Origin of the sequence: Actinotalea sp. JY-7885, from assembly GCF_014525465.1 — a bacterium.
In the GTDB taxonomy this organism is placed as follows: domain Bacteria; phylum Actinomycetota; class Actinomycetes; order Actinomycetales; family Cellulomonadaceae; genus Actinotalea.
Window position 1 is genome coordinate 1 of sequence record NZ_JACEXH010000132.1, and the last position, 9,591, is coordinate 9,591.

Below are 9,591 nucleotides of genomic sequence, written 5' to 3' on the forward strand. Positions count from 1 at the left end.
CGGCCGCGGGACGCGCCGGCGCGCGCCGGCTCGGCCGCGAGCGCGAGGTCGCCGACACCCACGAGTGCGACCTCGTCCGCGAGGGACGGCTCCGGGAAGCGCACGATCTCCGCGAGCCCGTCCGCGGTGACGACGGTGTCGGCGACCGCGCGGTACGCCGCGGCGGCGGGCGAGGCGGTGATGATGGTGACCTTGCGGTCCGCCGCACGCCACCGCAGGGCGAGCGGCGTGAAGTCGGCGTCCGCCGACATCAGGACGAACTCGTCGTAGTGCGTGGACGCCGCGAGCGCGTCGACGGCGTCGAGCACGAGGCTGATGTCGGCGCTGCTCTTGCCCTGCTGGGTCAGCGACGGGCAGTCGACCACCTGGAAGCCGGCGCGCGTGAAGTTCGGCCGGAACTGCGAGAACACGGACGGATTGAGGTAGCAGGCCCGGACCAGGAAGCGCCGCGTGAAGTCGCCGTCGGCGTCGCTGCCGGTCTCGAGCGCGGACAGCCAGTGACCCGGCTGGCTCGCGAAGGCCTCGGCGGCCGCGGGGTCCAGGCGCCGCAGTCCGATGTAGACGTTGTCGAAGTCGACGAACAGCGCGCAGCGCAGTCGTCGACCGTTCTCGGGGTACGCGATGTCGGTGCTCACCGGTGCATCCTCTCGTGCCCGGCCCGATCGCGGCACCGCGACCCCCTGGTTACGGTGGCCCGACGGCGCGCCGGCCACCCGTCACGCGCGCCGCACCCACCGAGGAGCAACCCGTGGCGCAGCCGACCATCGCCCTCCAGCTCGTCCAGATGCTGCGTGCCGCGGGCGTCGAGCGCGTCTACGGCGTGGTCGGCGACAGCCTCAACCCCGTCGTCGACGCCATCCGCCGGACCGACGGGATCGAGTGGGTCCACGTGCGCAACGAGGAGGCGGGCGCGTTCGCGGCCGCCGCCGAGGCCCAGATCACGGGCCGGCTCGCGGTGTGCGCGGGCAGCTGCGGGCCCGGCAACACCCACCTCGTCCAGGGCCTGTACGACGCGCAGCGCAGCGGCGCCCCGGTGCTGGCGATCGCGTCGCACATCCAGTCCGCCGAGATCGGGACGGGCTTCTTCCAGGAGACGCACCCCGACCGCACGTTCCAGGACTGCAGCGAGTGGTGCGAGATCGTCACGGCCGAGCAGATGCCGCGCGCCGCGCGCATCGCGATCCAGACCGCGCTGGGCCGCCGCGGCGTGTCGGTGATGGTCCTGCCGGGCGACGTCGCCGGCATGCCCGCCACGGACCCGGTGCCGCCGAGCGTCCTCGCCCCCGGCCCGTCCCCCGTCGCGCCGCCGCCCGAGCAGGTCCGGGCCCTCGCCGACGCCATCAACGCCGCGGGCACCGTCACGCTGTTCTGCGGCGCGGGCACCCGCGACGCGCACGCCGAGGTGATGCAGCTCGCCGGCGCCGTCCACGCCCCGGTCGCGCACGCGCTGGGCGGCAAGGAGTGGATCCAGTACGACAACGCCTTCGACGTCGGCATGAGCGGGCTCCTCGGGTACGGCGCCGCGCACAAGGCGACGCACGAGGCGGACCTCCTGGTGCTCCTGGGCACCGACTTCCCGTACGCGAACTTCCTGCCCCAGCGGCGCACGGCCCAGGTCGACGCCGACCCGGCGCGCCTGGGCCGCCGCACCCCGCTCGACGTCGCCGTCGTCGGCGACGTCGGCGCGACCATCCGGGCGCTTCTGCCGCTCCTGGAGCCGAAGAGCGACCGCCGGTTCCTCGACGAGATGCTGCGCGCGCACGCGAGCGCGCTCGAGAAGGTCGTCGGCGCCTACGCCCGCGAGGTGCCCACGATGCGCCCGATCCACCCGGAGTACGTCGCGGCGCAGCTCGACGACCTCGCGGCGGACGACGCCGTCTTCACGGTGGACACCGGCATGTGCAACGTCTGGGCGGCCCGGTACCTCACGCCGAACGGGCGGCGCCGCGTCATCGGCTCCTTCCGGCACGGCAGCATGGCCAACGCCCTGCCCCACGCGATCGGCGCCCAGCTCGCCGACCGCTCGCGGCAGGTCGTGAGCATGTCGGGCGACGGCGGCCTCGCGATGCTCCTCGGCGAGCTGCTCACCGTGCGCCTGCACCGGCTCCCGGTCAAGATCGTCCTGTTCAACAACGCGTCGCTCGGCATGGTCAAGCTCGAGATGATGGTCGACGGGATGGTCGAGTTCGAGACCGACCACGAGCCCGTGGACTTCGCGGCGATCGCGCGCGGCATGGGCATCGAGGCGCTCCGCGTCGAGGACCCGGCGCAGGTGCGCGACGCCCTCGCCGACGGCCTCGCGCGGCCCGGTGCCGTGCTGATGGAGTTCGTCACCGACGCCAACGCGCTCTCGATCCCGCCGGCGATCACGGCCGAGCAGGTCAAGGGGTTCGCGCTGTCCGCGAGCAAGACGATCCTCGGCGGCGGGGTCGGCACGATGATCGACCTCGCGCGCGCCAACCTGCGCAACGTCCCGCGTCCCTAGCGCGGCGCCCGCGCGCCCATCACCCAGTCGAGCTCGCGCGCCAGGAGCGCCCGGCGTGACGCGCTCGCGTACGAGCGCACGTCGTGGCCCAGCGCGTCGTACAGGACGCGGTGCGGTCCGGGAGCGGCCCACACCACGGGGTGGTCGACGCCGTCGTGCCGCGTCGTCAGGAGCACCCGCGCACCACGCACCTCGAGATCGCAGTACTGCTCGTCGACCGCGACGACCTCGGCCAGGCCGCGGGTCACCCGATGGTCGGCGTCCCGGACGGCGAACCTCGCCTCGGCGAGCGGCGGGTGCCACGACCGGGCGGTCCAGCTGCCACCCAGCAGCGCGGCCCATCGCGGGTCGTCGGCGAACGTGCTCGCCGCCTGGTGCAGGCCCAGCACGCCGGTCCCGGCCGCCACGAGGGCGTGCAGGCGGTCGTGGAAACCGCGCCAGGCGGCGTCGTCGCCGTCGAAGTCCGGGTCCGAGCGCCCCCGCCCCGCGTTGACGACCACCGCCCGGAGCGCGTCGACGTCGTCGAGCGCGTCCGGGAAGGTGCTCCGCAGGCGGGCGTCGACGCCCTGCTCACGCAGAGCGTCGACCACCAGGGCCGACGTCGCGGCGTGGTCGTGCCACGGGTCCTCGTACCGTCCGCGTCCGGTCAGGACGAGCACCTGCGCTGCCACGCCCCGACCCTAGGCCCTGCGGGAGTCCGCCTTCTCGGGCTCCGGCACCACCATGCCCTGCGCGTGCGGCGTCGTGACCTCGGTGCCGCCCGCCTCGGTCGTCGCCGCGGCGGCGACCTCGGGGGCCTCCCGGTGCAGCGTCTGGCGCAGCGGGATCTGCTTGACCAGGAGCGAGGCCACCAGCGCGATGGCGACCAGCGGGATGGACAGCAGGAACACGTCGTGCAGCGCGTCGGCGAGCCCCTGACGTACCGCGACGGCGATCACGTCCGGCAGCTGGGCCAGGACGGTCGGGTCGAGGACCGCGCCCGCGTCGATGCCCTCGACCGGCAGGGCCGCGGCCGCGCCCTCGGGCAGGTGCGCCGGGATGGACGTCGCCAGGCGCGAACCCATGATCGTGCCCAGGACCGCGATCCCCACGGTGCCGCCGGTGCTGCGGAAGAACTGGGTGGAGGCCGTCGCGACCCCGAGGTCACGCCGGTCGACGGCGTTCTGCACGACCAGCGTGTAGGTCTGCTGCGCGGCTCCCAGGCCGGCGCCGATGACGACCATCGCGAGGGCCAGCTGCAGGCCGGACGAGCCGTAGTGGACCCGGGTGAGCAGCCAGAAGCCGACGAGCATGACGGCGGTGCCCCCCACGATGAAGGGCTTGTAGCGGCCCCACCGCGTGGTGAGGAGGCCGACGACCATGCCCACGACGATCATGGCGGCGCTCATCGGGATGATGATCAGGCCCGAGTCGGTGGCACTGACGCCGAGCACGCCCTGGGCGTACACGGGGATGTAGAAGATCGCCCCGAACATGCCGGTCGCGACGAAGAACGAGGCCACGTTCGACCACGTGAAGATGGAGTTGCGGAACAGGCGCAGCGGGATGACCGGCTCCTCGGCCGTGCGCTCGACGGCGATGAACGCCGCGAGGAGCACCGCGCCGAGGGCGAAGAGGCCGACGACCTGGGCGGAGTCCCACGGGTAGGTGGTGCCGCCCCAGGACGTGGCGAGCAGGATCGCCACGAGCGCGGCCGAGAGGGTCACGAAGCCCGCATAGTCGATCTTGGCCCGGCGCTGGACGTGCGGCGGGTGGAGGAAGCGCACGATGAAGGCGAGCGCGACGACGCCGATCGGCAGCGTCGCGAAGAACAGCCACCGCCAGCCCCACGCGTCGGTGATCGAGCCACCCACGAGCGGCCCGGCGATCGAGGTGAGCCCGAAGACGGCACCCATGTAGCCCTGGTACTTGCCGCGCTGGCGCGGCGGGATGATGTCGCCGATCACGGTCTGCGACAGCGTCATCAGGGCGCCCATGCCGAGGCCCTGGACCGCGCGGGCACCGACGAGCCACCAGAAGTCCTGGGCGAGCCCGGAGAGCAGCGATCCGACCATGAAGACCGCCAGGCCGCCGAGGTAGAAGCCGCGGCGACCGTACAGGTCGGAGAGCTTGCCGACGATCGGGACGACGACGGCGGAGACGAGCATGGCGGCCGTGGCCAGCCAGCTGTAGTGCTCCATGCCGCCGAGCTCGGCGACGATGATGGGCATCGCCGGCGAGACGATGGTCTGGCTGATCGACGCGACGAGCATGCCCAGCATGAGGCCGATGAAGACCTTCCGCGTGGCCGGGTCGAGCTTCGTCGTCAGTGGTGCTGTCGTGCGGTGGGGCATCGCGTCGGCGCGCGTGTCGGGCATGGATCTCCTCGGGGTGAGCCGCCACGGTACGCGCGTTTTTGCGGTTGCTGCAACTTCGCAACTGATGCACTTTTGCAGAAGATGCACCACGAGTACCCTGGTGGGCATGGAGACCGCCGTGGCGCCGCCCGAGCCCACCCTGCGCGAGCGCAAGAAGCGCAGCACGCGCCGGGCGCTGCGGCTGGCAGCCCTCACGCTCGTCGCGGAGCGTGGCCTCGACCACGTCACGACGGACGACATCGCCGCGGCGGTCGACGTCTCCCCCCGCACCTTCTTCAACTACTTCGCGGGCAAGGAGGACGCCCTCGTCGGCAACGACCCGGAGCTCGGCGAGCAGCTCGCGGCCCAGCTCCTGGCACGCCCGGCCGACGAGGAGCCGCTCGAGTCGCTGCGGGCGGTGCTCTGCGACTACGCCCTCACGGTGTCGATCGACGAGCGCTTCTGGTCGCTGCGGCTGCGGGTGCTGGAGGCGCACCCGCACCTGCGCGCGGCGCTGGCCGGGGCCTCGGCCGACCTCGACCGCACGCTCACCGCGGCGGTCAGGGCCAGGCTCGGCGCCAGCGAGAACGACCTCTACCCCGCGCTCCTCGTCGCCGTCACCTCGAGCGCGGTGCGCACCGCCCTGTGGCACTCGCGCACCATGGGCAGGCCCTTCCCCGACGTCGTCGAGGAGGTCCTCGACACGCTCGCGGCGGGCCTCCCGGCGCCCCGGGGCTGAGCCGCCCGGACCTACCCCTCGCGGACCTCGCCCGAGCCCTCGACGTCGGCGCTGACCTGGGCGCCGCCGGTGTACGTCAGGTCGCCGCTGCCCCGGATCGTCGCGCTGAGCGCGTCGGAGACGTCGACCTCGGCGTCTCCCGACCCCTCCAGCACCACCACGGCGTCCTCGCTCTCGAGCGAGGACCCGTCGAAGCCGCCGGAGCCGCGGATGGTGGTGACCTGGCGCAGCGCGACGCCGCTCAGCTCGACGTTCCCCGAACCCTCGATCTCGACCTCCAGCGCCTCCACGTCGACGTCGTGGACGGTGACGTCCCCGGAACCCCGCACCTCGACGGTCAGGCTCTCGGCCGTGGCGGCGCCCGCCTCGACGTCGCCGGACCCGAGCACGCGGATCGCGTCGAGCGCGCTCAGCACGAGCTGGTAGTCGATGTCACCCGTCACGTTCACGCCGTCGTTCGAGCCCAGGACCAGGACGCCGTCGCGGACCTCGCTCGTGAGCCGGTCCATGACCCGGTCCCCGGCGGTCACGGTGAGGGACGTCTCCTCGCCGAGCTCGATCACGAGGTCGCCCGAGGTCTCGAGCGAGACGGCCGTCACCTCCGCGAGCCCGTCGACGTCCCTGTCCTCGGTCGTCCGGTCGCCGCCGAAGCCGATCCCGCACGCCCCCAGGAGCAGGCCTGCCGTGATGACGCCGGTCGTGATGCTGAAGGTCCTGCACGCTGTCATGTCGTCCTCTGTCTGTCGGCCCGGCCCGCCGTCGGGGCCCGGTCGCCCGTCCCGGGCAGGTCGAGCCTGGCAGCGCGGCACCACCCGCGGCATCGGGTTCTCCCCCCACTGACCCCTGAGATGACCCTGAGCCGGCTCGCCGGGCGGGTGCGCGGACCCCGTGTGAACCTGGACGGCACACGCCGACGGAGGGAGCCCCATGCGCGCGATGGTGTACCGCGGTCCGTACAAGCTGCGGGTCGAGGAGAAGGACATCCCCCGGATCGAGCACCCGAACGACGCCATCGTCCGCGTGACGCTGGCGGCGATCTGCGGCTCGGACCTGCACCTGTACCACGGCCTCATGCCGGACACCCGGGTGGGCCACACCTTCGGCCACGAGTTCGTCGGGGTCGTCGACCAGGTCGGCCCGTCCGTGCAGAACCTCAGGGTCGGCGACCGCGTCATGGTGCCGTTCAACATCTACTGCGGCTCGTGCTTCTTCTGCGCGCGCGGCCTGTTCTCCAACTGCCACAACGTCAACCCGAACGCGACGGCCGTCGGCGGCATCTACGGCTACTCGCACACCACGGGCGGCTACGACGGCGGGCAGGCCGAGTACGTCCGCGTGCCCTTCGCCGACGTCGGGCCGGCCGTGATCCCCGACTGGATGGCCGACGAGGACGCCGTGCTCATGACGGACGCCCTCGCCACGGGGTACTTCGGCGCCCAGCTGGGCGACATCCACGAGGGCGACGTCGTCACGGTGTTCGGCGCCGGTCCCGTCGGGCTCTACGCGGCGAAGTCCGCGTGGCTCATGGGCGCCGGGCGCGTCATCGTCGTCGACCACCTCGACTACCGCCTGGAGAAGGCCCGCACGTTCGCGCACGCCGAGACGTACAACTTCGCGGAGTACGACGACATCGTCGTCGAGATGAAGCGGGCCACCGACCACCTCGGCGCCGACGTCTGCATCGACGCGGTGGGGGCCGAGGCCGACGGGAACCTGATCCAGCACGTCACCGGCGCGAAGCTCAAGCTCCAGGGCGGCTCCCCCGTCGCCCTCAACTGGGCGATCGACTCCGTCCGCAAGGGCGGGACCGTCTCGGTCATGGGCGCCTACGGACCCATCTTCAGCGCCGTGAAGTTCGGCGACGCCGTCAACAAGGGCCTCACGCTGCGCATGAACCAGTGCCCCGTGAAGCGCCAGTGGCCGCGGCTGTTCGAGCACGTGCGCAACGGCTACCTGACCCCGAGCGACATCGTCACCCACCGGTTCCCGCTCGAGGAGATCGGCGAGGCCTACCACCTGTTCTCCGCCAAGCTCGACGGCTGCATCAAGCCGCTCATCGTCCCCACCGCCGCCTGACCCCACCGGCCGACCCGAAGGAGCGCACCATGGCCTACACCGCCGCCAAGCCGCCGCTGCCCGAGACGCCCGAGCAGCTGCGCGCCCGCATCCCGGGCTGGGGCGCGGACCTCGACCCCCGCGACCGGCCCTCGGTCCCCCGGGAGGTGCCGGGCATCGAGACCGGGGCCCACTGGGAGTTCCCCGAGCGCCAGCCTGGCGCCGAGGGACGCGAGCGCTCGATCGAGCACGCGTTCGTGACGCCCGTCTTCGGGACGGTCCAGCCGCTCAAGGGGCTCTCGGGCGTGATCCGGCGCAGGGCGTACGCGCAGTACAGCGAGGCCCGCGCCGCCCACTGGCTGCTGCTCATCGCGGCCGACCGGGTCGACGCCGTCGAGAGCCACCTCACCTCGCTGGTCCGGCTACGCCCGGACAACCCGATCACCGAGACGGGGATGAAGGCCGAGCTCGCGCACGGGAAGGACCGGTTCACGGATCGCACGCGCGTCGACACGGTGCACCACGCCCTCGACCCGGTGATCGTCGCCGGGCCGTGGATCATCGCGGCCGGCCTGGCGTTGATGGGCGTGAAGGCGCTGCAGCGGCGCATCGGCTGACGTCGGTCGCCGCGCGGTCCGCCGGCACCTCGCGCATGCTGGGACGACACCCGAGGTGGCGTGCGACCCACGCCTCCCCCGCCGACGAGGGAGATGCCATGACGACGAAGGTCGAGAAGACTGTCCTGGTCAACGTGCCGCTGAGCGTCGCGTACAACCAGTGGACGCAGTTCGAGGACTTCCCGCACTTCATGAGCGGCGTCAAGAAGGTCACCCAGACCTCCGACGACACGCTGCACTGGGTGGTCGAGATCGCCGGCGTCAAGCGCCAGTGGGACGCTCGCATCCTCGAGCAGGTGCCGGACCGCAAGATCGCGTGGGCCGCGACCGAGGGCGTGACCAACGCCGGCGCGGTGACCTTCGAGGACGTCGGTGGCGGGCAGACGCAGATCCACCTGTCGCTCGAGTACGAGCCCACGGGTCTGGTCGAGAAGGTCGGCGACAAGCTGCACGTGGTGGAGAACCGCGCCGAGCACGACCTCGAGCGCTTCAAGACGTTCATCGAGGCGGAGGGCTACGCGACCGGCGCGTGGCGCGGCTCGGTGAACGAGGGCGCGACGATCGGGTCGCCGGGCGTCGAGGCGGCCGTGCCGTCCGAGGGCGACTCCGGCAAGGCCGGCCTCTCCGGCAAGGCCGTGGCGGCGGGCATCGGCCTCGCGGCCGGTGCCGCGGCGGCCGCCGTCGCGAGCGCGACCCCGCGCAGCGAGCGCGATGCGGAGGTCGAGGTCGAGGTCGAGGCCGTGGAGGTCGACGTCGTCGTACCGGTCGAGCCCGTGACCACCGCGGCCCCGGCGGCCCCGGCGGCCACCGACCCGCTGGCGACCGACCCGCTGGTGAGCCTGACCGACGAGCACCCGGCCCAGGGCGACACCCGCCTCTGACACGTCGCGACGTCCCGAGGGGAGCGGCCACCCGGCCGCTCCCCTCGGTCGTGCCGGGGCCGAGCGCGGTGCGATGCTCGGGGGATGACCGGCCCGGACCTGGACGCGCTCGCGGCGACGCTGCGCGCGGCGGGCTGCGTCTTCGCGGAGGAGGAGGCAGCCCTCCTCGCGGACGCCGCCACCGACGGCGGGGCGCTCGCCGACCTCGTCGCGCGACGCGTCGCCGGCGAGCCGCTGGAGCAGGTGCTCGGGTGGGTGGCGTTCGCGGGGCTCCGGATCGCGGTCGAGCCGGGCGTCTTCGTCCCGCGGCGGCGCAGCGAGCTGGTCGTGCGCGAGGCGCTGCGCCTGCTGGGCGAGGGCGAGGCCCGGGACGGCGCCCGCCGGCCCGTCGTGGTCGACCTGTGCTGCGGGGCCGGGGCGCTCGGTGCCGCGGTGGCGGCGTCCGCCGAGGTCGAGCTCCACGCCGCCGACGTCGACC

General features: G+C 73.2%; 9 protein-coding genes and 1 pseudogene. 6 read left to right on the top strand and 4 right to left on the bottom strand.

What is annotated here, in order from left to right; translation table 11 throughout:
- Nucleotides 1–635, bottom strand: a 635-nt coding sequence (locus tag IDM29_RS12050) for an NYN domain-containing protein (protein WP_309232728.1), incomplete at its 3' end; no start/stop codon positions are given.
- Between the two features lie 149 nt (nucleotides 636–784).
- Here IDM29_RS12050 and IDM29_RS12055 point away from each other — a divergent pair.
- Nucleotides 785–2,485 (top strand): pyruvate dehydrogenase, encoded by a 1,701-nt coding sequence (locus IDM29_RS12055; RefSeq protein WP_223148262.1) that lies wholly within the window; start codon nucleotides 785–787, stop codon nucleotides 2,483–2,485.
- Here the strand turns inward: IDM29_RS12055 and IDM29_RS12060 are convergent.
- Both IDM29_RS12060 and IDM29_RS12065 read right to left on the bottom strand, forming a co-directional pair.
- Nucleotides 2,482–3,156 carry a ThuA domain-containing protein gene (locus IDM29_RS12060; RefSeq protein WP_182113391.1) on the bottom strand — a complete coding sequence of 225 codons (675 nt, stop codon included), beginning with the start codon at nucleotides 3,154–3,156 and terminating at the stop codon, nucleotides 2,482–2,484. The two genes, IDM29_RS12055 and IDM29_RS12060, sit on opposite strands and share 4 nt — an antisense overlap.
- Before the next feature lie 9 nt (nucleotides 3,157–3,165).
- Nucleotides 3,166–4,842 (bottom strand): MDR family MFS transporter, encoded by a 1,677-nt coding sequence (locus tag IDM29_RS12065; protein WP_182113390.1) that lies wholly within the window; start codon nucleotides 4,840–4,842, stop codon nucleotides 3,166–3,168.
- Between the two features lie 106 nt (nucleotides 4,843–4,948).
- Between IDM29_RS12065 and IDM29_RS12070 the strand changes: the two genes are divergently transcribed.
- Entirely contained in the window at nucleotides 4,949–5,560 is a 612-nt protein-coding gene (locus tag IDM29_RS12070; RefSeq protein WP_182113389.1) for a TetR/AcrR family transcriptional regulator, read from the top strand.
- Between the two features lie 11 nt (nucleotides 5,561–5,571).
- On the opposite strand, the gene IDM29_RS12075 is transcribed toward IDM29_RS12070, so the two are convergent.
- On the bottom strand, nucleotides 5,572–6,288 hold the full coding sequence (locus IDM29_RS12075) for a head GIN domain-containing protein (protein WP_182113388.1): 717 nt from the start codon (nucleotides 6,286–6,288) through the stop codon (nucleotides 5,572–5,574).
- Nucleotides 6,289–6,487: 199 nt separating this feature from the next.
- Here IDM29_RS12075 and IDM29_RS12080 point away from each other — a divergent pair, with 199 nt between their 5' ends.
- The 4 genes and pseudogenes from IDM29_RS12080 to IDM29_RS12095 form a co-directional block, all read left to right on the top strand.
- Nucleotides 6,488–7,636: a zinc-dependent alcohol dehydrogenase gene (locus IDM29_RS12080; protein WP_182113387.1), complete on the top strand. Its 1,149-nt coding sequence runs from the start codon at nucleotides 6,488–6,490 to the stop codon at nucleotides 7,634–7,636.
- A 29-nt stretch (nucleotides 7,637–7,665) separates the two neighbouring features.
- Nucleotides 7,666–8,232, top strand: coding sequence for a hypothetical protein (locus IDM29_RS12085; RefSeq protein ID WP_182113386.1), 567 nt, complete (start codon nucleotides 7,666–7,668; stop codon nucleotides 8,230–8,232).
- Between the two features lie 98 nt (nucleotides 8,233–8,330).
- On the top strand, nucleotides 8,331–9,113 hold the full coding sequence (locus IDM29_RS12090) for an SRPBCC family protein (protein ID WP_182113385.1): 783 nt from the start codon (nucleotides 8,331–8,333) through the stop codon (nucleotides 9,111–9,113).
- Between the two features lie 84 nt (nucleotides 9,114–9,197).
- Nucleotides 9,198–9,591 (top strand): annotated as a pseudogene (locus tag IDM29_RS12095) (putative protein N(5)-glutamine methyltransferase); the annotation flags it as partial.